Raw genomic sequence first — 25,403 nt, forward strand, 5'->3', positions numbered from 1 at the left:
GAAGAGAGTAAAAGGGAGGAACTTATGGAAAAACTGACAGCACACGAAGCGTTAATATATATCATGGTCACAACCTCTGCCGCTGATGCGGCGGTGAGCGACGATGAACTGGAATTGATGAGCGAAATTGTTGCGCGTTTTCCGGTTTTTAAAGGGTTCGACCGGAAGCGTCTTGATCAATTGGCTGCAAAATGTTGTTCTTATCTTGCTCTTGAAGATGGAATTGAACAAATACTTGAAGTGACCGGCAAGGCACTTTCTCCAAAGCTTCGTGATACTGCTTATGCTCTCGCTGTTGAAGTTGCGGCAAGCGATCTTGATGTCAGGCAGGAAGAATTGGTGTTTTTGCAAATTTTACGCCAGCAATTCGAGCTTGAGGATTTGACTGTCGCGGCAATCGAGCGTTCAGCGAGAATCCGTTTCAGAAAAGCTTGAAGATACATAGTCGAAGAAAAAAGAGAACTGATCCCCTAAAATTCATTCCGGCCAAGACTGACCTAATTTTAATTTGGAATCGCGAAATGGGCTTTTCAATTTGTTTATTTCACTCAATCACTAAACATTATTTCACGAATGGCGAATATATCCCCGGATCCTGATCATCTTCCGGATTGCCAGTAAGGTCATCGCTCAAACGCATTTGCTTGAACTCTTTTTCTTGCGAGTTGAGAAAAGCTTTAAGAGCAGTGCTTACACGTGCAGCCGCATCGCTGTCGCTATCAATCATAGCATCAAGAAAATCTTTCAATGAAATACCGATAAGGTCAAATCCGAGGTCTTTTTCAACAGCCCGAAGATCATAACTATTTCGCGGAGAATATAAAATTTCTTTCAAATAGGCTGCGGCTTCCTGAATTGGCAAACCATGCGGTTTTTCAAGGCCGAATTTTTCCGAAAGCACATAGAGAAGCTTTTCTTCTTCATCCTCGATCTCTTCGGCACTTTTCTGGTTATCCAGAGGTTTGAAGCGATTGGCAACTTGACGTGCGCCATTTTCGGCCTGTGAAGAGGTACTCGGTGTTACAGCATTGAATGTTTCTGCAAGAGTGTCGGAACTTGAATCACCATCAAGATTTTTTGCACGACGGTTGGTCAGCTCTGTGGCGGCTGCTACCGTGACATAAAGTTGCACAGGAATGGGTGGTATCATGGCAATTCCCTATCCGGCATTGGAAAGCCGAAGAATAAACGATTGTGGGAATAGGTGCAATTGCTTTTAAATATTAATATTCAATATAAATTACGAATAGGGAATTCAAAATCCGTTAACATAATAATATTTATATAAAATATGTTTAGTCGTGAATTATTAATTCATTGGGCTTGATCTCACTATTAAAATAAAATTTTAAACTTTAAATTGAATATCGGAATTTGTGTTAAGTTTTAAGGGTAAAATATTTATTTTTTTAATCTAACCCAATAAAAGCCGGACGAAATCGTTTAATAAATTATCCTATCGTAAATTGACGTGCCTACAGACGTATTTTCCAGCGCGAGACCCTCGATGAACATGTTTTCATCCCCTGAATGAAGAAACTGTGTTGATTTCTTCTCGATTTCATGTGTTTGTTTGGCTAAAGGAGAATGAACATGAAGCCAATATTTATCCAGTTGCAGTGTGCACCGGGTACAGCTTACGATGTGGCCGACATACTTTATGAGCGCGAGATCGTTTCGGAACTCTATTCCACAAGTGGTGAATTCGAGCTTCTGGCAAAAATCTACATCGAAGAAGGCAAGGATATCGGTAAATTCATCAATGACAATATTCTTGATATACCCGGTATCACACGGTCTTTGACAACGCTCACTTTTACTGCATTCTAGACCTCTTAACCATGAAAATAGCGAGAAAACACCGGGTCAGCTGATGCAGTTGGTAAAGCATAAGCATCAATTTTTTATATTTGTGCTCGTTGCTGTTATGACAATTCAATCAGTTGTCATGGCAAAAGCCGGTGCGCTTGGTGAATATGCTGTTCGCGATGCTTACGGCGGCATTATTTGCGCGTCCGCAGCCGGAAAAGGTCGTTCATCCCAAGATCATTTCCCTGTCCCTGCTTGTTGCATCGGCGGGTGTATCCTTTCTGCCGCTCTTCAAATATCCGGACCGGTTAATGTCGTTCTTGAAATATCCAAGTGTTCAAGCGAGGCAATGGCTGTCATTCGGGTTTTGTTGCTTCCCTGCGAGCGGCCATCATTTGTTTATGATGCACGCTCGCCGCCCCATATAATTTCCTGAGCCGATTTACTATCATTTGCCAATTTTCAATTCCGTTCATCGGACTGAGAAAAGATCTTTGGCAAATGGTCATAAACATCTTCAACACGAATTCATATTTTAAATATCAGGAGTTATATATGTCTTACGCTTTTCAAAAATGCTCGATTTTGATCAGGACAAGCTTTGCTGTTCTGGCAGCTTTTGCCTGTTTGTTTCTATCCTTGTCGCTCGGTAGTGCTTTTGCCAACGATTATAAAATTGGTGATATTGAAATTACCAATGTTTGGGCACGTGCTACGCCAAACGGGGCAAAAGTTGCCGGTGGTTTCTTTACCATTGTCAACCATAGTAAAGATGCTGACAGGCTGGTGTCTCTCTCATCGGAATTATCCGATAAAGCACAAATCCATTCAATGGAAATGGCTGACGGTGTCATGAAAATGCGTCATCAGGCGGATGGTGTGGTCATTCCGGCCGGTGGAACAGTCGAATTCAAACCGGGCAGTTTCCACGTCATGTTTATGGATCTCGACAAAACCTTGAACAAGGGTGACGAATTCAAGGCAAAAATGGTTTTTGAAAAAGCCGGCACTGTCGATGTGGTCTTTACTGTTTCGGGCATTGGTGCACAAGCACCCGATTCAATGCCTGCCAATCATGAAGAACATAAACATCATTAAAAGACTACTTTTCGAATTAAAGTTTTCACGAAAAAATAAAATGCGTGACGGATTTCTGTCACGTATTTTTGTTGATCAAGATTTTTATGCAGGCGTTTTAAAAAAAAATCGCTAATTTAAGACGTTATCAGGAGAAGTTTTCACGTGAAACGCTATTCCATGATAGGCAAGGGGCTTCTTTCAGGAAGCAAGCTTTGCGGGCAATATTTCCAATTCACCCGACAGGCGTAATACGTCGCAAAGTCAGGTTGATACGGCCGGGGACTTTCAAAAGTGTAGAAGTTTCAGGATAAATCCGGTCAACCCCATGAAATGCAAGACGCATATCACCGCCAAATAGAATAACATCGCCGCTATTCAGCCGTAAGGAATGGGTTTTCCCGCCTTTGACTGGCGTTCCGATACGAAAGAGACATGTATCGCCCAAGGATACTGAAATGACCGGAGCGGCAAGTTCTCCCTCATCCTTGTCCTGATGCATTCCCATGCGTGCATCCGGCGCATAAAAATTAATGAGGCAGGCTTCCGGCGGAGCGCCAAATCCGGATAATTTTTGCCATAATTCCCGAAGTTGTCGGGGAATTTCCGGCCAAGGTTTTTGCGTTTGAGGATGCGTTTCCTGATAACGATAGCCGCGATCTTTATCGGTGACCCAACCCAGTTTTCCGCAATTGGTTTGCCGGACACTCATCGGCTTTCCGGTTTTTGGCATTCTGGGAACAAATAATGGCGCTTGCCGGACGATTTCTCTCACCTCGTCAACCAGTTTTTCCTGATCGGTGCGATTGAAATAGTTCGGGAAATAATCAAAGCCATAAAAATCCATTCTTTGAAAATAAACAGACTGTGACCGCTCTTCAAGATGCCGAGCAACATTCGCCTTGCCCGATCTTCAAGACGAATTGGTTCCTGTTTTTAAAAGCCTGCATTGGTCAATTTTTAGGAGCTGTTTCATTTCCCAATAGCTTTTTCGAAAATTGCTTCAGGTCTTCCGCTGCAGCCTTCCGCTATCCTCACCGACAAGATTTACGCAGTTGTCGGGGAGGAGAAAAATACCCACGCATCTTGTCCGAAAACCGTTTCACACTTTTCGGGATAGGTTTTTGAATGCCCACGCATCTTATCCGAAAACCGTTTCACACTTTTCGGGATGCGTTTTTGAGTTCCCACGCATCTTATCCGAAAACCGTTTCACACTTTTCGGGATGGGTTTTTGAGTGCCCACGCATCTTGGCCGAAAACCGTTTCACACTTTTCGGGATAGGTTTTTGAGTGCCCACGCATCTTGTCCGAAAACCGTTTCACACTTTTCGGGATGCGTGGGGGTGTAGGGTGTGGTGTAAAAATAAGAAAAAATAATCAGGCCTGATTAAGGTCGGGAATGCGAAGCTTTTGACCGGGGAAGATTTTTTCAGGTGATTTCAACATAGGCTTGTTTGCTTCGAAAATAATCTTGTTTTTATCGCCATGACCTTTGCCATAAACTTCTTCGGCAATCTTCCACAAAGTATCGCCCTTTTTCACTTCGTAAAAATGTGGTTCTGCCGGTTGTGAACCTGACGGTTGAGAGGCCGAAGAGGTTTGCGCAGTGCTCGCTTGTGCCGTTTGGTTGCTTGCCGATTTTTGGCCATTCTCTACTTTGAGATTATCGGTATTGACCGATTCAATGCTGTGAAGGTTGCCAACCGCAAGAATTGCTTTTTCCAGTGTTGCCTGATCTTTGACAGCGCCGGTCAGAATTGCTTTGCCGTTCTCGACAGCGACTTTAACGTTTTCTGTCCCGAGATTAAGGCCATCCAAAGCTGTTTTAATGCTTTGTGCGTCAGGGGCTTGTTCCCCGATCCCAAGTTTTTCACCAACCGATTTTACGAAATTAAAAAGTCCCATTGCATTCTCCTTTCAAGAAAATGCGCGTCTTGCCCTTTTGAAGAGGGAGCGGCACATTGTTAGAGCGGAAACCCGTGTTCCGTCTTTCAATGAAAGACATAGAGCAGGAATTTAAATTTCAATCAGGAGTTACTTTTGAACGAGCCTTTTTCACCTCTGAACGAATGTTTTTGGCTTTCAATCTTCGTTCAATCGAGCCTTTGGTCGGTTTGGTTTTCCGTCGCTTTGGCGGCGGTGGTTCAGCGGCTTTTTTGACGAGTGAAACGAGTCTTGCACGCGCATCTTGCCGGTTTTTTTCCTGTAAGCGGAAACGCGATGCTTCGATGAGAATTTCTCCATCTTTCGTCGCTTTTTGACCGGCCAATTTTATGAGGCGGATGAATATATCGTGGGGAAGGCCTGCCCGATAAGCGAAAAAGCGCAATTGTACAGCCGTAGCAACCTTGTTGACGTTCTGCCCTCCCGGTCCCGAAGCACGAATAAAATTTTCCGCTATATCGCTTTCGCGTATGCGGATTTTCGCATTGATAAAAAGTTCGCCTTTTTCGCTATCCATTTTTGCAATTATAACGTGGATGCGCCAATAAAAAAGCCCGGCTACAAGAACCGGGCTTTCATTTAATTTATTTTTTTAACTCAGGCCTTAGGGGCTGCGTTTTTCACTTCATCATCAACATGCGGAATGAATTTCTCGAAGTTTTTGATGAACATGCCAGCAAGTTTCTTAACCTGTTCGTCATAGGCAGCTTTGTCTTTCCAGGTCGAACGCGGGTCAAGAATTTTCGAATCCACTCCGGCAACGGCCTTCGGTACCATAAAGCCGAAATTCTCGTCTTTGCGGAATTCGACATTTTTGAGCGAACCATCCAACGCAGCGTTCAGCAATGCGCGCGTTGCCTTGATCGGCATACGGCTGCCAACACCGTAAGGACCACCGGTCCAACCGGTATTGATGAGCCAGCAATCAACATGGTGTTCGGCAATTTTCTTGCGTAACAGATTGCCGTAAACGGAAGGATGACGCGGCATGAATGGCGCACCGAAGCATGTCGAGAACGTTGCTTCCGGTTCGGTTACGCCTTTTTCGGTACCAGCAACCTTGGCGGTATAGCCGGAAAGGAAGTGGTACATGGCTTGTGCCGGTGTGAGTTTGGCAATCGGCGGGATAACGCCAAAAGCATCGGCGGTCAGCATGATGATGTTTTTAGGCTGTCCACCCTTACCCGTTTTACTTGCGTTATCAACAAAATAGATCGGATAGGCGGCACGTGTATTTTCAGTCAGAGAACCGTCATTGAAATCGGGCTCGCGGTCTTTGTCGAGGACGACGTTTTCAAGAATAGTACCGAAACGCTGGGTTGTGGAATAGATAACCGGTTCCGCTTCGGCAGAGAGCCGGATGACCTTGGCATAGCAACCGCCTTCAAAATTGAAGACGCCGTCATTGCCCCAACCATGTTCGTCATCGCCGATCAATGTGCGGCTTGCATCGGCCGAAAGTGTTGTCTTGCCGGTTCCCGAAAGGCCGAAGAACACAGCGGTATCGCCTTTTGGCCCTTCATTGGCTGAAGAGTGCATCGGCATAACGCCTTTTTCAGGCAGAATATAGTTCAATGCGGTGAAGACCGATTTTTTCATTTCACCGGCATAGGATGTACCGCCAATCAGAACGATAAGACGGGTTAGATCGCAGGCAATCACTGTCTCGGAGCGTGTTCCATGGCGCTTCGGATCGGCACGGAAAGACGGCAGATTGATAATTGTCATCTGCGGAACATAGGATTCCAGAGCTTTGTCATCCGGACGGATGAGGAGGTTGCGGATGAAAACGGCATGCCATGCATATTCTGAGGCAACGCGCGCCCTGATGGAGTTTTCATGATCTGCACCACCAATAAGATCTTCGACAAATAAATCGCGCCCTTTTGCATGTTCGACAAAATCGGCAAACAACTGGTCGAAATGTTCCTGACTCATCGGCTTGTTGTTGTCCCACCAGATATTGGGTTCGGTCTCTTTTGTGCGAACGATGAACTTGTCTTTTGCTGATCGGCCCGTAAATTGGCCTGTATAGGCAACAAGCGCTCCTTCGGCTGTCAATTTCGCTTCATTGCGACGAATTGCTTCTTCATAAAGAAAAGGCGGTTTAAAATTATAATAAACATTGCCCAGATCTTTAAAACCGAAGCTTTTGAGTGAAGCCTTTGGATTGAATATACCAGTCTCTTTCATAGTACCTCCGCTATTGCCTTTCGAAGCAAAAATGCCCCACACGATTGTGAGTGTGCCCTCCAAAAATCAGAAAACGCATTAAATATCAAATATTTAATCGATTTAAAAAAATTTAATTTTTTTAAAAACTGGGTTAATGAAACTTCAAGCGCTGTTTGGCGTTTACAAAATTAAAAACGGAAAGGGTGTTTTTCCTCGGTAAATCAAAGACTTTCGTGAGCTTTGCCACAATTTGTACCACATTTGTTTTGCAAAAGCGTTTTCAACAACCATATAAAGAAAATGTATGTTTAATAAGCAATGTGGATGTTTCGAAGCTTCTCAAAGAAACGTTCTAAAAATAAAAACCGCAAGAAAGAGTCGGAAAACTATGAAAGATATTGCAACCACGACACAGACAATTGCACTTGTCGATGACGATCGCAACATTCTGACATCAGTGTCGATAGCCCTGGAATCGGAAGGCTACCGTGTCGAGACCTATACGGATGGCGCTTCTGCCCTTGAAGGCTTGATGGCGCGTCCACCCAATCTTGCTATCTTCGATATCAAGATGCCGCGTATGGATGGCATGGAGTTGTTGCGGCGCTTACGTCAGAAATCGGATTTGCCGGTGATCTTTCTTACCTCGAAAGACGACGAGATCGACGAGCTTTTCGGTTTGAAAATGGGTGCTGACGATTTTATTACCAAGCCATTTTCACAACGCCTTCTTGTTGAACGTGTCAAGGCGGTTCTAAGGCGTGCAGCAGCACGCGGTGAACCTGTGAAAGCCAATGCGCAGGCCGCAACCTCTATCGAACGGGGCGATCTTGTTATGGATCAGGAGCGCCACACCTGCACATGGAAAGGTGAACCGGTCATTCTGACAGTGACCGAGTTTCTTATTTTGCAAGCACTTGCCCAGCGCCCCGGCGTTGTCAAAAGTCGTGATTCGCTGATGGACGCTGCTTATGATGATCAGGTCTATGTTGATGACCGCACCATTGACAGCCATATCAAAAGGCTGCGTAAAAAGTTCAAGCAGGTTGATAACGAGTTTGAAATGATTGAAACTCTTTACGGAGTTGGCTACCGGTTTCGCGAGGTATAAAACAGGTAATAAAGTGTAACGATTATCCCGCTCATCAAAGCCGGTTATTTGGTGAATAGCGGGATAGGTCAGTTTTTTAACAGTCGGCAAAACCATATGTTCTGGCATATGGTTTTGTTCTGAAAGGTGCGGGCGACCGGATGGTTTCCGAGGAAGCAACAGCGGGCACAGAGGAAAAGACGAAAAAGGGGCAACATTCCCGCAAGACAACCCGTTTCGGGCGCTTGCGCAGGCGTGGCCACTATCTGTTCGAGCAGCTTCTTTTTTCGAGTCTGACACGCCGTATCGTTATTCTCAACCTTGCAGCTCTTTGTGTGCTCGTTGCCGGCATTATGTATCTCAACCAGTTTCGGGATGGTTTGATCGATGCCAAGATCGAATCATTGCGCACGCAAGGCAAGATTATTGCGGGTGCCATTGCCGCTTCGGCAACGGTTGACACCAATTCAATTCTGATTGATCCGGAAAAACTCATGGAGTTGCAAGCCGGACAGAGTATCACTCCGAAAGCGGAATCGACAGATAATTGGGATTTTCCGATTAATCCGGAACGTGTCGCGCCGCTTTTGCGCAATGTCATTTCGCCGGAGACAACACGTGCCCGTATTTATGATCGGGATGCCAACCTGCTTCTTGATTCAATGGTACTTTATTCGAGTGGTCAGGTTTTAAGTTATAACCTTCCTCCAATTGCCGAAGATAAGCCCGGTCTTATCGAACGGTTCAGAAACTGGCTTACCAACACGATTTACGGCAATGATATTGCTGTTGACAAAGACCAACTGGGCGGAAACGGTGCTGTCTATCCGGAAGTTGTCAAAGCCATGAACGGAATTCTGGCAACAGCACAAAGGCGTAATTCGCAAGGCGAACTGGTTGTTTCTGTTGCTGTTCCGGTGCAGCGTTATCATTCTGTGGTTGGCGTTTTATTATTGTCAACAGCCGGATCCGATATTGACAATATTGTCACGGCGGAGCGGCTGGCAATTTTTAAAGTTTTTGCGGTGGTTGCGGCTGTGCTTCTGGTCCTCTCGCTGTTTCTTGCTTATACGATCGCCAATCCTTTGCGCAAATTGTCGGCAGCAGCCGATCGTGTCCGTCATGGCACCAACAAGCGCGTTGAAATTCCGGATTTTTCGGACAGGCAAGATGAAGTCGGGCATTTGTCAACATCAATCCGCGATATGACCGATGCGCTCTATACACGTATCGAGGCGATTGAACAATTTGCAGCCGACGTCAGCCATGAATTGAAAAATCCGCTAACGTCGCTCAGAAGTGCGGTGGAAACCTTGCCGCTTGCCAAAACGCATGAAGCGCGCGAACGGCTTTTTGATATTATCCAGCAGGATGTGCGCCGCCTTGATCGTCTCATTACCGATATTTCGGACGCATCACGCCTTGACGCGGAACTTGCGCGTGAGACATCCGACAAGGTGGACATGGTTGCTATGCTTGAAAATATTGTGAGAGCCGCGCGAGAGGTTCGTCGCAACAAAGTTTCGGCAACAATCGAACTTGATATAAAGCCGCGTAGCGGTGGTAAAAAATATATTGTTGCCGGTCATGATCTGCGGCTCGGACAAGTCGTTTCCAATTTGATTGAAAATGCCCGCTCGTTTATTCCGCATGAAAACGGGAAGATAAAACTTGCGATGCATGCGGAAGGTTCTAAACTCGTATTGACGGTTGAAGATAACGGACCCGGAATCCGTGCCGAAAAGATAGACCGGATTTTTGAACGTTTTTATACTGATCGGCCAGGTGCTGAATCCTTCGGGAAAAATTCAGGCCTCGGGCTTTCGATCAGCCGCCAGATTATCGAAGCCCATAATGGTACTTTGACAGCAGAGAATATCTATTCCGACAAGAAACCGGATAAAAAGCTGGGTGCCCGTTTCATCATTGTTTTACCGCTCGAAAAATAGCAATTTGCTTTTAAAACAAGGAAGAAGCTGTGTCTGAAAGCGTTGAACACTCCCTCACACTTCACGCAAACTGTTTAATCCTCGGTAATAAAGGTGTTTTGCTTAAAGGTGAATCGGCTTCCGGTAAATCGGCACTGACTTTGGCACTCGTCGAACGTGCGTCATGGTCAGGAAATTATGCTTGCCTCGTCAGTGATGACTATACGGAATTATTTTTAAAACAGAAAAAACTCTATGGGCGGGCACCGGAGAAACTCCGCGGCGGTATCGAGATCAGGGGAGCAGGCTTATATCGCATGGCGTTCGAGCCTGAAGTGGTAATCAACTTTGTAGTGAGCTTATCGAAAGAGGCAAAACGTTATCCCGAGGATGATAAAATAACTTATTGTGGCATTGAAGTACCACTTTATATTCTTCCTGATTTGAATACTGCTGACAGCTTGACAATTTGTCAGGCCATTGAAGCATTTGCTTTCAAAGAACCTTGGCAAAGACCGGATTCGCCTGTCAAATCATGTTGAAAAACAATATTTTTTTATATAGTGCGAAAATTTTTCTTGGCACAGAAGAAAACCCCTGCCAGAATATAAAACCCACTGTTGAGTGCCAAGGAACAAGACCGGTGGGACGCTGGTGACAGGAGCATTGTGAATGATCGGACTCGTGCTTGTAACGCACGGCAGATTGGCTGAAGAGTTTTTGCATGCGGTAGAGCATGTTGTAGGTTCTCAGGAGAAATTTGCCACTGTGTGTATTGGCCCTGAAGATGATATGGATCAACGTCGTAAGGATATTGTTGCAGCCGTCGGTTCGGTCGATGATGGACAGGGCGTCATTATCCTTACCGATATGTTCGGGGGCACACCCTCCAATCTCGCCATTTCAATTATGCAGGAAGGTAAGATCGAGGTGATCGCCGGTGTCAATTTGCCAATGCTTATCAAACTCACCTCGGTGCGTCAGTCGAACGATATCAAATTGGTTGACGCTTTGAAAGCCGCGCAGGATGCCGGACGCAAATATATCAATGTTCCCAGTATGTTGTTATCAGATGAATAGATAATGAGTTGTGTGCGGGAAAATGGACAGCTCCTTTAAACGACAATTGGTTATTTCTAACAAACGTGGTCTCCATGCTCGTGCATCGGCAAAGTTTGTACAAACTGTCGACGGTTTTGACGCTGTAGTCGAAGTGGAAAAAGATGGCCAGACCGTTGGTGGCAATTCGATTATGGGATTGATGATGTTGGCCGCCTCGCAAGGGAGCACCATAGACGTGACAACACATGGGCAACAGGCAGAAGAAGTGCTTGATGCCTTGGAAAAACTTGTAAACGACAAGTTTGGCGAAGAAAGCTGAAATCCTTTTAACTTTTGTTATGGATCACTTCTGCCCTGACAATTCATTACAGTTCTCGACGTTTTGACGCAGTATAACGCATTAAAAACAGCTTTTTATCAGAGCTTAGTTCCATCTCTCCCGTTATCCGCACCAGAAATTATTTTTACCGGCGAACACGTTTATTTTTTAAAAATATTCCGGTTTTTTTGTATGGCCTTGTTGGCAATCTTGTTCCGTTTGAAAACGTGTCTTTCATCAACAAGTTACACCGTTTTGTAAGGCGGGTTAAGAAAGTCCGGTTGTGAAGTTTGAAGAACGTCAATAAATATAATCCGGCTCGGAGCCAACAGAGATAATTTTTTAAAGACCGATCATTCAATTCGACTTTAAAAAGATTAAATGACCACAAGGCTTACGAGTGCTCGCCGGTGTTTGGTTGCCACTTTCGAAGTGCTTGCACTAAAATGACAAGGTTTAAAAAGCTGCCAATAGTTGCGGAATTTGAGAAGGTAGACATATGCTTCTTCATTCGATTGACGTTATCGGGACTTTTGTGTTTGCATTAAGCGGTACCAGTGCCGGTATAAGGCGCGGTTTTGATTTCTTTGGCGTATTTGTGGTTGCAATGGCCACCGCCTGCGGTGGCGGTATCATGCGTGACCTGTGTTTGGGAGCAACACCACCGGTAGGTCTCACCAATATCGAATATTTTATTGCAATAATAGGTGCAGTCTTGCTCGGCATTTTTTGTCAGGGATTGATTATCAGGATGGAAAAACCGACCCTTTGGCTTGATGCCTTGGGGCTTGGTTTTTTTGCGGCCTTCGGTTCGGATAAAGCTTATCAGGTAACAGGTAACATCCAGATAGCGATCATTCTCGGCTGTGCAAGCGCTGTTGGTGGTGGATGCGTGCGAGATATTCTGACCGGTCGCACGCCGATCATCTTCAGTAAAGAAATTTATGCAAGCGCCTCTATTGTCGGTTCTGCCATCGTTCTTTTGGGCTCGGCGCGGCTTATCTCTCCGGTTATTGCAATCTGGACCGCAATTGCGGTTTGCACCTTTATCCGCATCATCTCTATCCATTATCAGATCAATCTTCCTCCCATTACACTGAAAACGCCAAATCGTCCGAAATAGTGCGGTAACGCTTGAGGATATCGCTACTTAACGTTTGTTGACAGCCGGCTTTCTTCAGTTCATCTTTTGATTAGAAAATATGAAAGGAAAAACAGTAATGGAAGAAATCCGTTCAACACAAGTTGTACTCGCGTCCCGCCCGCATGGAGTGCCTGTCAAAGAAAATTTTGCATTCGAAACAGTGAAGCTTCCGGAGCCGAAGAGTGGCGAAGTGTTGATAAAGATTCTTTATCTTTCTCTGGATCCTTACATGCGTCAGCGTATGTCGGATGAGCCTTCCTATGATGAGCCGGTTGCGATCGGTGATGTTATGATCGGTGGCACTGTGGGGGAAGTTGTCAGCTCGAATCACAAAGATTTCAAGAAAGGCGATAAGGTTTTATCGGCAAGTGGCTGGCAAAGTTACAGCATTGAAAAAGGTGAAAAGCTGAAAAAACTCGACAATTTTGACGCGCCATTATCAACCGCTTTGGGTATTCTTGGTATGCCGGGTTTTACTGCCTATGCCGGAATGCGCAATATCGGTAAACCGAAAAAGGGCGAGACAGTAGTTGTCGCAGCAGCAACCGGAACTGTCGGGTCCATGGTTGGGCAACTCGCAAAAATCGCAGGTGCCAAGGCAGTCGGCATTGCTGGCGGGCCGGAAAAATGTTCCTTTGGTCGTGATGTGCTGGGATTTGATGTCATGCTTGACCATAGAAACACCGATTTTGCTGAACGCCTCGCCAAGGCCTGTCCGGAAGGTATTGACGTTTATTATGAAAATGTCGGCGGCAAGGTGTGGGACGCAGTGTTTCCCCTTTTAAATCCTTTTGCCCGTATACCTGTTTGTGGTTTGATTGCCCAATATAACGGCGTCAAGAATACGGGCCACGATATTGATCGCGTACCGCAATTGATGAGAGCGATCCTTATAAAAAGTTTGCTTGTTCGCGGTTTTATCGAACGGGAATTCGAACAGCAAAGACCCGAATTCATTGTTCAGGCACAAGAATGGTTGAAAAAGGGGAACCTTAAATATCGTGAAGATATTACCGAAGGTTTGGAAAATGCACCTGAAGCTTTTATCGGCCTTCTTCAGGGTAAAAATTTCGGTAAAGTCATCATCCGCTTATAGTGGTACTCTAAGCTTGATAATGGTGCTGGCAAACAGCACCATTATTCGAGGACTTTTCAAAGGCTTTTCGAAGAGTTCTCAATAAAAACCTATCGGAAAATAACGTAGATAGAGTTCCGTGAGTTTTCCTTTGCGTTCCAGCGATTTCAATGCGTAATTTAGCGCGTCAACCAGTTGCGGATTATCTTTCTGAACCGCAATTCTAAGGCCACTTTGTAAGAATTGTGGAGCAATATAGGCATCTCCTACGAAGCGACAACAATTTTCCGATCGGGGATCGTTCAACCATTGCGAAAATCCCATTCCATCGCCGAATGCAAGATCAATGGTTTTGGCTTTTAACGCCGCCCGCAAGCTTTCATCATTCTCGAACGGCTGCCATTTGACATCAGGGAAATAGGCGGCAAAAAGGGCTTCATGAGCACTTTTATGGACAATGCCTATTTTGTATTTCTTCAAGTCTTTTTCGACAGGCTCGGTGAGCGCAATATTTCCCGAACTTACAAATCGTGCCGGAAACCTCAGATAACTCTGCGTAAAAATCAGGCTTTTGGTGGTCTCCGGTGTTTCGTTCATACCGGCAATAATCGCTTCACCCTGATGATTATTTATATGTGAAACAAGTTCGTCCCACGGTAGAGCTTCTACCTCACAAACCTGTTGCAGCTTCAATTCCGTACAGATAGCTCGTAATAGATCGATATTATATCCTGAAAGCCTTCCGGTACGATCAACAAAATTGAACGGAGGAAAATCGACAGTGGTCAGGAATCGAAGTCTCGAAAGAGTGCCGAGATTGGGGTGGTTCAATCGTTCCTGTGCATCGAAAAAATGCGGTAGAACGGCTGTTTCGTCCGCCTTACCCGTTGCCGGCCAAAGGGTGCAGAGCGAAAAGAAAATCCACGCGGTAAACGATATTTTACGAAAAAGCATAACATTTATCCGCTTAACACAAATGGTATGAAATCGACAATAAAAAGAACAGGCACGTGTTCTATTCATGCCTGTCCGGTTTATTTATTCAGATAAGATTTTCGCTGGCATGACGCAAAAATTCCGGTCCTGTGCCAATAATTTTTTCGTCTTCCGGACCGATTGCCGAAATATTACGGTCGGCATAGGGAATAGACAAAAGTACACGGCGGATTACCGCAAGTCGTGCCCGTCTTTTATCGTTGGATTTAACAATAGTCCAAGGTGCCATGGCCGAATGGGTGCGCTCGATCATGCGGTCGGCAGCCTTGCCATAATCATCCCAAAGGGTAATTCCGGCTTCATCCATTTTGGAAAATTTCCAGTGTTTCAGCGGGCTATGGCGGCGTTCATGGAAACGTTTCAATTGCATTTCCTGCCCGATATCGAGCCAGATTTTGAAAAATCTTATGCCATCAGAAACAATCAATTTTTCAAAAGTCGGAGCTTCGGCAAGAAATGTTTCAACTTGTGCAGGTGTTGCAAATTTCATCACCGATTCAACACCTGCGCGGTTATACCACGAACGGTCGAATGTGACGAATTCACCATGGGTCGGAAAATGACGCACATAGCGCTGGAAGTACCACTGACCGCTTTCGGTTTCATCAGGTTTCGGCAAAGCGACATTGCGCGCAGTACGAGGGTTCATATATTGGCGAAGTGTGAAAATTGTACCACCTTTACCGGCGGCATCACGTCCTTCGAACAAAGCAACAACTCTTTCGCCGGTTTCGAGGAGCCAGGATTGAAGTTTGACAAGCTCGATTTGCAGGTCCTGCAATGTTTCTTCATATTCCTTACGCGGCATTTTTTTGTCGTAAGGATAGTTTCCCGATGTCAAAGCATTTTTCTGGATCCATTCGGGAAGTTTCGGTTCGTTAATATCAAAAACGCGTTTTTTCCCCGCAACCGTAAGTTTGATACCGACATCATCTTTGTCATGTTTTGTTTGGTCTGATTTTTTTGATTTTTGAGCCACAATAATTCCCTTATCAATAAAACAACCGTTTTCATAAACACAGTCAAAAAGCCAATTATTGAAACCGGTTGGAAGCTATGTTCAAAATAAAATCCCTCTGAGTGCAATGTGCCAGGCACAAAAATACTACCCAATAAAATGACTATAAAACTTCATCTTCAAAAAAGAAAATGGCTTTTCGGTTCTTTTGTTGAAAAAGTTAAGACGGTTTTTTCAAATCATCAAATGACATGGGGAAAAATTAAAAATTCAAACCGGATGAAGAGGCCAATGACCTTTCCCTTCTGTTTCCGGTTTTTCAGAATTCTTTAACTTGTCATACTTGAATCTTAAAACGGCGCGCTCAAAAAAACGGATTTGGAAGGTCGGATTGATTTTTTGATAGGAATAGATTGGAGACGCGGTTTTTGCCCTTATCACAACCGCATCTGTCGGGAATTTGTATCGTCAAATGTGGCTGTTCGGATGCGTTTTATGGATGTTTCACTGTAGCTCGAAAGGCAAGAACATATTTATGAAAGTTTTATAGCTTTGCTCAAGCTTGCAATGTGAGAGGCGACGATAAACACACCGCATCAATCGATTTTTTTTGAGCACTGCTTTAAATTTTAATCGGGCTTTCGAACTTTGCCTTCGACCGTTCCTAATAATCTACTTTTGTCAGATAAAGTCCGGATGGAGGCGCAACCATACCGCAACGCTGGCGATCTTTGGCATTCAATGCATCTTCAAGATCATCTGCACTCCAGCGACCAATACCCACTTCCATCAAGCTTCCGGCAAAAGAGCGTATCTGGTTATGAAGAAAAGAACGGGCGCTTGCATAAATATGAATTTCTTCGCCGATACGTTCAACATCAAGCTGGTCAAGGGTTTTTACCGGGCTTTTGGCTTGACATTCGCTGGAGCGGAAAGTGGTGAAGTCATGAAGTCCCAAAAGTCGTTTTGCCGCTTCGTCCATTTTTTCGGCATCAAGTTTTTTGGGCACCCACCAGACGCGGTTTGCTTTGAGGACCGCTGGCGCCCGTCTATTCAAAATAATGAAGTGATAGTGGCGCTTTCGTGCAGAAAAACGCGCATCGAAATCGGCATCTGCTTCTTCCGATTGCAAGATAGCGACATTTTCTTTGTTAAGGGTCAAATGCGCGTTAATGGCATCCCGTAAACGGTCGGCTCGAATATTTTTTTCAAGGTCGACATGAGCAACCTGACCTGTCGCATGGACACCGGCATCGGTACGACCTGCACCGAAAATTGTCACTTTTTCACCTGAAAACGCAAAAACGGCTTCTTCAATGGCAGCTTGAACGGTTCTTAAGCCATCCTGTCTTTGCCAACCGCAATAATTTGTCCCGTCATATTCAATTGTTAATTTGAAACGCGCCATATCAATAGACTTTTGTTACATGAAAACCATGCAAGAAAGTTTCAGCATCCATGGCCTTGCCACCGGCTTTTTGAAGCCGTGTAATTTGCAAACGACCTTCGCCACAATGGATTGTCAAAGTTTCAGAGTCGACATGACCAGCACCAATGGAGGGACCTTCAACAAGTTTTGCTTTTAATAACTTGACGCGTTCCTGTTTGCCGGAAATTTCCATCTCGCACCAGCTTCCCGGAAAAGGCGATAGCCCGCATATACGTTTTTGTAGCTCTTTTGCCGGTTTCGACCAGTCAATGCGGGTTTCATCCTTGGTGATTTTTTTTGCATAAGTTGCCCCTTCCGATTTCTGGGGGGTCAGTGTCAGATCACCTTGTTCCAGTTTTTCCATGGCTTCAACCATGAGAGGTGCGGCAATTTTTTCCAATTCGTCATAAAGTTCGCCTGCGGTCATATCGGGGGCAATGTCGATTGATTTTGAAAGTGCGATAGGGCCGGTATCAAGGCCTTCATCCATTTTCATAATCATCATACCGGTTGTTTTATCACCGGCCATAATTGCCCGCTGGATGGGAGCCGCACCACGCCAACGTGGCAACAGTGAAGCGTGACCATTAAAACAGCCAAAACGCGGCGCTTCAAGAATGGCTTTTGGCAATAAAAGCCCGTAAGCCACGACAATTGCCGCATCCAGATTGAATGATGAAAAACGTTCCTGCTCATGCCGGTCTTTCAAGCTTTTCGGAGTAAAAACCGGAATTCCCAATTTTTCGGCTGCCGAGGCAACCGGTGTGGGGGTAAGCTCCAATCCGCGCCGGCCTGCCGGTCGTGGTGGCTGGCTATAGACAGCCACAATATCGTGGCCTGCCTGATGAAGTGCTTCAAGGACGGGAACCGAAAATTCCGGCGTTCCCATAAAGGCAAGCCGCAACGGCATTATAATCGTGCTCCGCTTTGTGCTTTTTCTTTGGCCAGTTTTTTAAATTTGCGAATGACCATATCACGTTTCAGTCTGGATATATGGTCGATAAACAGAACGCCGTTGAGGTGGTCAATTTCGTGTTGCAAACAGGTTGCGAGCAATCCGTCCGCCTCGATTTCACTCTCTTTACCCTCGCGATCAAGATAGCTTACGCGTACACGTTTCGGCCGTTCGACTTCTGCGTAATAGTCGGGAATGGAAAGGCACCCTTCTTCATAAACATTCGGTTCGTCGGAGCGCCACAAAATTTGTGGATTGATAAAAACCCGAGGTTCTTTGGGCTCGTCTTTACCGGCAACATCAACCACCAACAGGCGTAACGGTTCTCCGATCTGGATTGCTGCCAGTCCGATGCCGGGGGCTTCATACATTGTCTCCAGCATATCATCGGCCAGTTTTTGCAACGGTTGATCAACGCGCTCGATCGGTTTTGAAACCTTGCGCAGAATAGGATCGGGAAGAATAACTAATGGTTTTATTGACATAAAGAAGAGGTAATCAATCACATTTCATACGTCAATGTGATAATGTTGATTTTCGCAGCCTTTTGATCGCTTTGTGACCGGAAAACCGCTAATCTTGAAAAATGTTTGATTCGTCTTCACATTCTTTAATCACAATTGCGGGTTTCGATTTTAATCTGATGGATTGCATGCTTCTGATCCTTGCTGCCATTCTCGTTATTTTGGTTGTTACGATTATTGGCGGTAACAGGCGTCGTTCGATTCTTGCAACCCAGGTTGCAGAACGGGCAAGAGACGCCGAAATCCACATGAACGAGCTTTTGAAAACACAAGCCGAAATGCAAGGGCGCATGCAAACAATGGCCGAGATATTCGGTCGTCGGCAGGCCGAACTCAACCAGTCGATTCGTGAACAATTGACCGGCATGAGCAATAATCTTGGCCAGACAATCAATGCACAGACAAAATCGACTCACGAAAATCTTGCCAGATTACAGGAAAGACTGGCAATTATTGATACGGCGCAAAACAATATCCAGTCGCTTGCTGGCCAAGTTGTCCAGTTACAAGCGATTTTGAGCAACAAGCAAACCCGCGGTGCATTCGGGCAGGGTAGAATGGAAGCCATTATTTCCGATGCGTTGCCACCCAATGCTTATGCTTTTCAAGCAACGCTTTCCAATGGCACACGGCCGGATTGTCTGGTCTTTATGCCAAATCATGCCCCGTCATTGGTCATTGATGCAAAATTCCCTCTGGAAGCCTGGAATAATATGCGCGAGGCACCGACGCCTCAGGAAAAACAGGCTGCCGAACGCCAGTTCCAGACCGATATGGATACGCATATAAAAGCGATTTCCGGAAAATATATCATTCCCGGAGAAACGCAGGATACAGCTTTCATGTTTGTGCCTTCGGAGTCAATCTTCGCTACAATCCACGAAGATTTCGAAGGAATCGTTCAAAAAGCCAATCGTGCGCGTGTCATCATTGTTTCACCGTCTCTTCTGATGTTATCGATTCAGGTGGTGCAAGCCATTATGAAAGATGCCCGAATGCGCGAACAGGCACATTTGATACAAACCGAAGTCGGGCGCTTGATGGAAGAGGTTGTGCGGCTTGATGATCGGGTAACCAAATTGCAAGGTCACTTTAAAAACGCTTCCAAAGATGTGGACGAAATTCTTACGACCACCGGAAAAATCAAAAACCGTGGAGACCGTATTGAACAACTCGATTTGAAAGAGCCGGAAAAGACCAATAGGCCATCAACAGAGCCTGCGCAGCAATTGGGGCTCGATATTCAAAAATAGCTGAGAGCCAAGCAAGCTGCCAGAATTTCATCAAGAGAACTGCCAGAGTTCAAAAATCAATATAGAGAGATATTTCGCCCCGTTCGCCACTGACATATTAACAGTGACGCGTATTGCGGCGATATTAAAAGGCCACATGGACAGGCTGCATTAGAAGGTTGCATGAAAAGGTTGCGGCATAGACAGCGAAATCTCTGCCGCAACCTTGTGTTTTATTCACGAACGCCGGATGAAAGTGTTACCAGCGGTAACCAATACCGACTTTACCGGAAATTTCGTCACGTTTACCGGCAACGCCTTTAACACCGGCATTGGCAACCCAGCCTTGCATACCCTGATTTTGCTCGTATTTGCCGCCAATTTCAAAGACGGCACTTGCCCCGCTGAAGTCAGGCTTGTCAACGCGATAGCTGTCGAGTTTGCCTTCGATCTCGCCATCAAGTTCCTGTTCCCAGGCTGCACCTGCATAAAGCTTTGCTTCTTGCGTTACTTTATGGTCGACACGTGCTCCCAAATGTGTGCGCACGGAGTTCGCACTGTCGAAGCCTAAATGTTCGTCAGCTTTTGTTACGGTGCTAAAATCTTCAATTCGTGTCCACAATAAACGGCCGTTCAAAGTAAGTTTGTTGTCAGGCGAAATTTCGAGTTCTTTACCACCGCCAATATGGAAACCGTAATAGTTCGAGCTTTTATCGTCGAAGCGGCCATTCACAATGTCGCTGCTCTTGAAATCCCGTTTGACACGTCCACCGCGTCCCGACCCGTCGATAAACCAGCCATTATCCCAGGTTTGTTTCGCGTAAAGACCGGCACCCGTGTAGCTGAAGTCACCTTTTCCATGAATGCTTTGATGATAGGTATCATAGTCGCCGTCTCCATGCTCGACAAAGACAGTCGCAAGAAGATTGCCTTGATCTTCATGGTAACGGATACCGGCGCCGCCCATCAAATGATAACCGTCATTCTTGATGTGGCTTCCGGTTTCTACTTTTTGTCTGAAACCGCTACCTTGTAAAAAAGCTACCCCTTCAACAGTTTCGCCAAATTTTTTGACATCCATCGGCAAAACATAGTCATCAATTGATGCAATCTGGTCAGCACCATAATTAAGGGCATTAAGTGCGGCAGCATTGCTTTGGAAATAAGCATTGGCTTTGGCACGGTTAATGGTTACTGCACCATGGTTGTCGGTATAGATGTTGCCTTTTCCGTCATCTTTTCCGATAAGGTCGGGCTTATTGTTATCACCATTATTATTGGCTTTATCCTGATTATTATTGCTGTCATTTTCACTACCGGCATTGTTTCCTGAATTGTCGTCACCGGTGTTGTTCTGGTTGTTTCCGGAATTATCGGCTTTATCGGTTCCCTCGCCGTTATTTTCGGGCGCCTTGTTTCCTCTGAGCGAAGCAACCAGATTTTCTCTCTCTGTCGAAATATCAAAGTTCCAATTTTTAGCGCCATTCGAGACGCTCGCTTCTGTAGTTTTGGAAATTCCTACAACATCGCCTTCAATCAATCTGATCTGATCACCCGGGCTTAAACGGCGCAAATCGGCGCCGGCAAGTTTCAGCTCGACTGCGGCATTATTGATTGCAACTTTGCCATTACCTGTCATCCTCAATAAGGAATCGCCATTTTGAACGTTTTCAGGGAGATAGAAAATTAAGTTCGAATTTGAACCTAAAGTCAGATCGTTTGTAATCGAAAATTTTGCAGGATTTATAAAATCGCCACCGGTGATACTCTCGCTATTGAGATCAGTTACTTTATTTCCGATTGTCAGTGACGAAATATAATATTCGCCATTTCCTGTGATTGTGACTTTGCGGCCCATGCCGATTTTCATATTGCCTAATTTGACACCATCGTTATTATTGCTGGTCCAAGTTTTGGTATTAACGAGATTGATAGTAACATCGCCTTCTGTCGCGTCAAATTCCCCGGTTCTGAATAAGAGTTGTCCATCATTGCGTTCAAGATTTATCTTCGCTTCTTTGTCCGCTCCTACGATAATTTTATCCGTCGTAAAACTAACATTCCCCCCTTACTTTTCTGATTACCGGAACCCCCGGCACGGCCACTCGTCAGACTTATAGTATCATTGAAAGTAATCTTTCTATTGTCACCGGTTAGCGTCGCATCGCCGCCGTCCCCGCCGATGCCCAAAGCACCCGTTGTGTTTTCTCGATCTTGACCTGGTTCACCACCGTTACCGGCTTCAAGGATAATACTTTCAACTGTTATATCTTGCGTTAACTCGGCGCTGACTTTGCCGCCTTGTCCACCTGAACCATCACGTTTTTCATCCTCAAAACCCGTTATAGCAGAGGATACTGTAACGCCGAGTGTGTTCGCCTCTTCCGAAGTCAGATCATTTTTTCCAGACATGCTGTCAGAACCACCTAATCCGCCTTTGCCGCCGGTTGGTTCTTTTCCGGAATCACCATAATTTGGAACTTCAGGTTTAGTAGAAGTGATAAGACCACCCGCACCATTGCCGCCAAGTCCAGTCAGCGACCCGCCACCGCCGCCGCCACCGGACAGATAAATCGATTGTGCCATAACCGGTTGGATAGCTGTCAGGGAAAAAATGCTAATTCCTAAACTTCCTGCGAGTGCCGTGGCTCCCAACCAATTGGAACGAAATTTTCGACTTAAGCAGTACATGAGAAATGACCTCGGAATGAATAAAATTGAGTTCAATTCTCTTTTTCAAGTCTAAACAAAAGGTTGCAATCGCCGCTCGTTAACACGTAAACGGGAGAAAACTTGAAATCATGGTTAATGAACATCTTAATAATCTGTTAAGAGGAGCATTATATCTTTACCAATTAAAAAGAGGTATTGATCATGAAGCGCATAGTGTTTCTCGTGGCGCTTGTAGCGGTGCTGGCCGGTTGTGCATCACGGGCCCCCACACATACAAATAATGTTTGCGCCGTCTTTGACCAAAAGGATGGTTTCTTCAATAACTGGGAGAAATCGGCCAAGAAAGCTGAAAGCCGTTATGGCATTCCGATGCCGATTATCATGGCAACGATGAATACCGAATCAGGCTATAAGCATAATGCACGCCCTCCCAGAAAAAAGTTGTTCGGATTTATTCCATGGAAGCGGCGTTCTTCCGCCTATGGCTATTCGCAGGCTCTCGACGGGACCTGGGAACATTATATCCGTGCGACAGGCAACCGTGGAGCAAAGCGTACCAATTTTGCCGATGCAGCCGATTTTATTGGCTGGTATCATAGTCAAAGCGTAAGGCTTAATGGCATCAACCCGAATAACGCCTATGCTCTTTATCTCAATTATTATATGGGCCATAGCGCTTATGCCCGTACAGGCGGAAGAGCAAGCAGTGCTATTTTGTCAGCCGCAGAAAGAACAGACCAGATGGCTCGCCGTTATGACCAGCAATTGCGCCGTTGCGGGCGCCGTTAGATAAGAAATACTGTGCTGTTATCCTTAAAAACGGGATTTGGCCTATTGATATAAAATCGGGTAAAAAATGGGCGCATGACCAAACAGGATCATGCGCCTTTTCTTTGTGCTTAACGCGGGAAAAACTTTCCCGGAATCATTTATATTTTTTCATTTCAAGTTTATGACGGGCAAGAGCAGCATTGCGATATGTATCAAGCTCGTTGATCAATTTATCCCGATTGGTTTCAAGCCGGAAATTGAAACCGGAAATCATCAATTTCTTTTTTGCCTTGTCATAATAGGAGCCGCCACGACATTTTGCATTTTCTTCAGGTAAAAATCTGTCGTCTATAACAAATTCCATACCGACGGCGATGTTCATCGAATTGCTTTTTGAAGAATTGATCTGGAAATCTGTTATTCCGCGCCATGGCACAGGCGTTTTGAATACGGTGGTTTCCAATCCTTCCGGCGCCAATACCATATAGGGGATACGGCGACGCATCATTGTGCGGATCAGAATGACAAATAACAAAAGAGCCAAGGCACCAAGAATGACCGTTGTCATCATCTTTCCTATTTGAAAATTCTGATAGGCAGTGCCAGTAAGCGCAATTCCCAATACAAGAAAGGCAAGAGGAATAAATACCCCACCTTCCCAAACTGTAATTCGGCCATTCGCCTCACTGATGATAGATTTAAGGCTTTTTTCATCATTGGGAAGTTTGACATCATTGATTAAATGGGTTTCTTCGAGTTTTTTATCGGCCAATTTTTTCTCCCAATTTTTAAAGCCGGAATCTGCGCCGTAGTTTTCGATTTTAAAACGACGCGTTAGCCATATTTCTGACAGTCATAAAATTGTTATAAAGCGGTCTCTTCATATTTACTATAATTTTGTTATACGCGCGGGTGCAATTCTAAAACGCTATCGTCATTTTTATTGCAACCGGGGACAAATAGTAACAATTGACGTTTGTATCACTATATAAAGCTCGAAAGTATTTTACGTCTTTGCCATCTTCGGGCTTTATGGTGAAACACAACCCGATAGGGGCAACGCAAGCGGCTTAACCCACTTGGCAAAGATTTTTAAAAGGGATGGTTTTTTAAAAGGCTTGGCCGTTTTATCCGGTTAACGGTGGGCTACTTTTTATAGTGAAAGAGATTGCAATGGACAAAATTTGACTTATCTGTCAATCCTCAGTTTCTGAACTGCGATTCTTTAAATAATTTGGCTTCGTGAGACTGTTCTATGAACTGGTTTAAAGCGGTAAAAATGTCTGATCATATTGTCCTCATCGGCATGTTGTTAATGCTGTTGGGTGACTTCATGTTCGCGGCCAATGACGCCATGGGTAAATGGCTGGTTGCAACATTTTCGGTTGGTCAGGTTTTGATGTTGCGTTCAATTGGTGCATTCCTCATTCTGGGGCCGATGCTTACCACCGTCACCACACAAAATTTGTTCAAGCCCAAAAAACCGTTTCTTATTTTGCTGCGAGTGATTTTCGCTACAATGGACACGGGGCTGTTTTATGCTGCGGTCGCTTATTTGCCTCTTGCAGATGTCGTGACATTTTATATGGCAGGACCGATCTATGTCGCAGCCGTTTCGCACTTTTTCCTGAACGAACGTATTGGCTGGCGTCGTTGGCTTGCAATCTTTGTGGGCTTTATCGGCGTTATCATTGCGCTTCGTCCTTCGTCGGCTATGCTTTCATGGCCATCGATCTTTGCGCTTCTCGGCAGTTTCGGATTTTCGATGGTTATCGTTTTGAGCCGTGTTTTAAAAGATGTCACCGATACTGTCCTTGTTACGTGGCAAACAATCGGTGCACTTCTTGTCGGACTGGTTTTAACAATCAATCATTGGGTTGAACCGACAATGTTGCAGTGGGGTGCTATGGCGCTTTTGGGCATTGTGTCTTGCTGTGGCCATCTTTTAATCGCCCGCTCATTAAAACTTTCGCCTGCATCTGTGCTTGCTCCTTTGCAGTATACACTTCTACTCTGGGGCATTATTTTCGGAATTGTATTTTTCGACAATTATCCCGATCGCTACATTATTATCGGGGCAGCAATCATCATTTTTGCGGGACTTTTTATTTTCCACCGCAAACAGGTGGTCGACCACAAAATCCCCAAAGAGGATATCGCCAGAATCAAACAGTGAAAGGCATATTATTTGTTTTAGAAAAGTGGTTTTCACCGGAACATTACTAAGATTTAATAAAGT

At 45.1% G+C, this 25,403-nt stretch carries 27 protein-coding genes; 14 read left to right on the plus strand and 13 right to left on the minus strand.

Translation table 11 applies throughout. From position 1 onward, the window contains the following. Positions 1-24: 24 nt before the first annotated feature. Positions 25-435, plus strand: coding sequence for a tellurite resistance TerB family protein (locus H3S82_RS02050; protein WP_198232516.1), 411 nt, complete (start codon positions 25-27; stop codon positions 433-435). 127 nt (positions 436-562) lie between these two features. On the opposite strand, the gene H3S82_RS02055 is transcribed toward H3S82_RS02050, so the two are convergent. Beyond that, on the minus strand, positions 563-1,150 hold the full coding sequence (locus H3S82_RS02055; protein WP_077969895.1) for a hypothetical protein: 588 nt from the start codon (positions 1,148-1,150) through the stop codon (positions 563-565). Positions 1,151-1,593: 443 nt separating this feature from the next. Between H3S82_RS02055 and H3S82_RS02060 the strand changes: the two genes are divergently transcribed. The 3 genes from H3S82_RS02060 to H3S82_RS02070 all read left to right on the plus strand — a co-directional run bounded on the left by H3S82_RS02060 (position 1,594) and on the right by H3S82_RS02070 (position 2,907). Further along, complete coding sequence (locus tag H3S82_RS02060; RefSeq protein WP_075869935.1) at positions 1,594-1,830, plus strand: Lrp/AsnC ligand binding domain-containing protein; 237 nt, start codon at positions 1,594-1,596, stop codon at positions 1,828-1,830. Positions 1,831-1,873: 43 nt separating this feature from the next. Continuing rightward, positions 1,874-2,245 carry a hypothetical protein gene (locus H3S82_RS02065; RefSeq protein ID WP_198232517.1) on the plus strand — a complete coding sequence of 124 codons (372 nt, stop codon included), beginning with the start codon at positions 1,874-1,876 and terminating at the stop codon, positions 2,243-2,245. Positions 2,246-2,364: 119 nt separating this feature from the next. Continuing rightward, positions 2,365-2,907: a copper chaperone PCu(A)C gene (locus H3S82_RS02070; RefSeq protein WP_198232518.1), complete on the plus strand. Its 543-nt coding sequence runs from the start codon at positions 2,365-2,367 to the stop codon at positions 2,905-2,907. A 214-nt stretch (positions 2,908-3,121) separates the two neighbouring features. Here the strand turns inward: H3S82_RS02070 and H3S82_RS02075 are convergent, their stop codons facing one another. The 4 genes from H3S82_RS02075 to H3S82_RS02090 form a co-directional block, all read right to left on the minus strand. Continuing rightward, positions 3,122-3,733 (minus strand): alpha-ketoglutarate-dependent dioxygenase AlkB, encoded by a 612-nt coding sequence (locus H3S82_RS02075; RefSeq protein WP_198232519.1) that lies wholly within the window; start codon positions 3,731-3,733, stop codon positions 3,122-3,124. A gap of 533 nt (positions 3,734-4,266) precedes the next feature. Continuing rightward, positions 4,267-4,794 (minus strand): peptidoglycan-binding protein LysM, encoded by a 528-nt coding sequence (lysM, locus tag H3S82_RS02080; RefSeq protein ID WP_198232520.1) that lies wholly within the window; start codon positions 4,792-4,794, stop codon positions 4,267-4,269. Positions 4,795-4,912: 118 nt separating this feature from the next. Next, positions 4,913-5,350, minus strand: coding sequence for an alternative ribosome rescue aminoacyl-tRNA hydrolase ArfB (gene arfB, locus H3S82_RS02085; RefSeq protein ID WP_198225446.1), 438 nt, complete (start codon positions 5,348-5,350; stop codon positions 4,913-4,915). Between the two features lie 80 nt (positions 5,351-5,430). Further along, positions 5,431-7,026 (minus strand): phosphoenolpyruvate carboxykinase, encoded by a 1,596-nt coding sequence (locus tag H3S82_RS02090; RefSeq protein ID WP_077969905.1) that lies wholly within the window; start codon positions 7,024-7,026, stop codon positions 5,431-5,433. A 370-nt stretch (positions 7,027-7,396) separates the two neighbouring features. On the opposite strand from H3S82_RS02090, the gene H3S82_RS02095 reads away from it, so the two are divergent. The 7 genes from H3S82_RS02095 (at position 7,397) to H3S82_RS02125 (ending at position 13,647) form a co-directional block, all read left to right on the plus strand. Continuing rightward, complete coding sequence (locus H3S82_RS02095; protein ID WP_077969906.1) at positions 7,397-8,119, plus strand: response regulator transcription factor; 723 nt, start codon at positions 7,397-7,399, stop codon at positions 8,117-8,119. A 140-nt stretch (positions 8,120-8,259) separates the two neighbouring features. Then, positions 8,260-10,047 (plus strand): sensor histidine kinase, encoded by a 1,788-nt coding sequence (locus tag H3S82_RS02100; protein ID WP_198232521.1) that lies wholly within the window; start codon positions 8,260-8,262, stop codon positions 10,045-10,047. Between the two features lie 29 nt (positions 10,048-10,076). Continuing rightward, positions 10,077-10,568: an HPr kinase/phosphatase C-terminal domain-containing protein gene (locus H3S82_RS02105; protein ID WP_198232522.1), complete on the plus strand. Its 492-nt coding sequence runs from the start codon at positions 10,077-10,079 to the stop codon at positions 10,566-10,568. 130 nt (positions 10,569-10,698) lie between these two features. Continuing rightward, positions 10,699-11,106: a PTS sugar transporter subunit IIA gene (locus H3S82_RS02110; protein WP_198232523.1), complete on the plus strand. Its 408-nt coding sequence runs from the start codon at positions 10,699-10,701 to the stop codon at positions 11,104-11,106. A 22-nt stretch (positions 11,107-11,128) separates the two neighbouring features. Further along, a complete protein-coding gene (locus H3S82_RS02115; RefSeq protein ID WP_077969910.1) occupies positions 11,129-11,407 on the plus strand; it encodes an HPr family phosphocarrier protein in 279 nt (92 codons plus the stop codon). A gap of 499 nt (positions 11,408-11,906) precedes the next feature. Beyond that, positions 11,907-12,530, plus strand: a complete 624-nt coding sequence (locus H3S82_RS02120) for a trimeric intracellular cation channel family protein (protein ID WP_198225440.1) — start codon at positions 11,907-11,909, stop codon at positions 12,528-12,530. A 97-nt stretch (positions 12,531-12,627) separates the two neighbouring features. Then, positions 12,628-13,647, plus strand: coding sequence for an NADP-dependent oxidoreductase (locus H3S82_RS02125; protein WP_198233528.1), 1,020 nt, complete (start codon positions 12,628-12,630; stop codon positions 13,645-13,647). Between the two features lie 78 nt (positions 13,648-13,725). Here H3S82_RS02125 and H3S82_RS02130 read toward each other — a convergent pair whose 3' ends face one another. The 5 genes from H3S82_RS02130 to def form a co-directional block, all read right to left on the minus strand. Beyond that, positions 13,726-14,580, minus strand: a complete 855-nt coding sequence (locus H3S82_RS02130; protein ID WP_198233527.1) for a transporter substrate-binding domain-containing protein — start codon at positions 14,578-14,580, stop codon at positions 13,726-13,728. Positions 14,581-14,668: 88 nt separating this feature from the next. Further along, positions 14,669-15,601: a polyphosphate kinase 2 gene (ppk2, locus tag H3S82_RS02135; protein ID WP_295962607.1), complete on the minus strand. Its 933-nt coding sequence runs from the start codon at positions 15,599-15,601 to the stop codon at positions 14,669-14,671. 643 nt (positions 15,602-16,244) lie between these two features. Then, a complete protein-coding gene (gene truA, locus H3S82_RS02140) occupies positions 16,245-16,988 on the minus strand; it encodes a tRNA pseudouridine(38-40) synthase TruA (protein WP_198233526.1) in 744 nt (247 codons plus the stop codon). 1 nt (position 16,989) lies between these two features. Continuing rightward, the gene (gene fmt / locus H3S82_RS02145; protein WP_198237099.1) at positions 16,990-17,919 is read right to left on the minus strand and encodes a methionyl-tRNA formyltransferase; all 930 of its coding nucleotides are present in this window, start codon (positions 17,917-17,919) and stop codon (positions 16,990-16,992) included. Then, positions 17,919-18,449: a peptide deformylase gene (def, locus tag H3S82_RS02150; RefSeq protein WP_198237100.1), complete on the minus strand. Its 531-nt coding sequence runs from the start codon at positions 18,447-18,449 to the stop codon at positions 17,919-17,921. Before def ends, fmt begins: the two co-directional genes overlap by 1 nt. Before the next feature lie 101 nt (positions 18,450-18,550). Between def and H3S82_RS02155 the strand changes: the two genes are divergently transcribed. After that, positions 18,551-19,741 (plus strand): DNA recombination protein RmuC, encoded by a 1,191-nt coding sequence (locus H3S82_RS02155; RefSeq protein ID WP_198237101.1) that lies wholly within the window; start codon positions 18,551-18,553, stop codon positions 19,739-19,741. 238 nt (positions 19,742-19,979) lie between these two features. Here the strand turns inward: H3S82_RS02155 and H3S82_RS02160 are convergent, their stop codons facing one another. After that, entirely contained in the window at positions 19,980-21,578 is a 1,599-nt protein-coding gene (locus H3S82_RS02160) for an autotransporter outer membrane beta-barrel domain-containing protein (RefSeq protein ID WP_198237102.1), read from the minus strand. 170 nt (positions 21,579-21,748) lie between these two features. Next, positions 21,749-22,411 carry a hypothetical protein gene (locus H3S82_RS02165; RefSeq protein ID WP_198233565.1) on the minus strand — a complete coding sequence of 221 codons (663 nt, stop codon included), beginning with the start codon at positions 22,409-22,411 and terminating at the stop codon, positions 21,749-21,751. Between the two features lie 183 nt (positions 22,412-22,594). Between H3S82_RS02165 and H3S82_RS02170 the strand changes: the two genes are divergently transcribed. Beyond that, positions 22,595-23,182 carry a hypothetical protein gene (locus H3S82_RS02170; protein WP_198234907.1) on the plus strand — a complete coding sequence of 196 codons (588 nt, stop codon included), beginning with the start codon at positions 22,595-22,597 and terminating at the stop codon, positions 23,180-23,182. A gap of 136 nt (positions 23,183-23,318) precedes the next feature. Here H3S82_RS02170 and H3S82_RS02175 read toward each other — a convergent pair whose 3' ends face one another. Further along, positions 23,319-23,936 carry a hypothetical protein gene (locus H3S82_RS02175; RefSeq protein WP_077969922.1) on the minus strand — a complete coding sequence of 206 codons (618 nt, stop codon included), beginning with the start codon at positions 23,934-23,936 and terminating at the stop codon, positions 23,319-23,321. A gap of 483 nt (positions 23,937-24,419) precedes the next feature. Between H3S82_RS02175 and H3S82_RS02180 the strand changes: the two genes are divergently transcribed. Further along, a complete protein-coding gene (locus H3S82_RS02180; protein ID WP_198225433.1) occupies positions 24,420-25,340 on the plus strand; it encodes a DMT family transporter in 921 nt (306 codons plus the stop codon). Positions 25,341-25,403: the final 63 nt, after the last annotated feature.

The sequence above is a fragment of the Bartonella sp. M0192 genome (assembly GCF_016102305.1).
GTDB classification, from domain to species: domain Bacteria; phylum Pseudomonadota; class Alphaproteobacteria; order Rhizobiales; family Rhizobiaceae; genus Bartonella; species Bartonella apihabitans.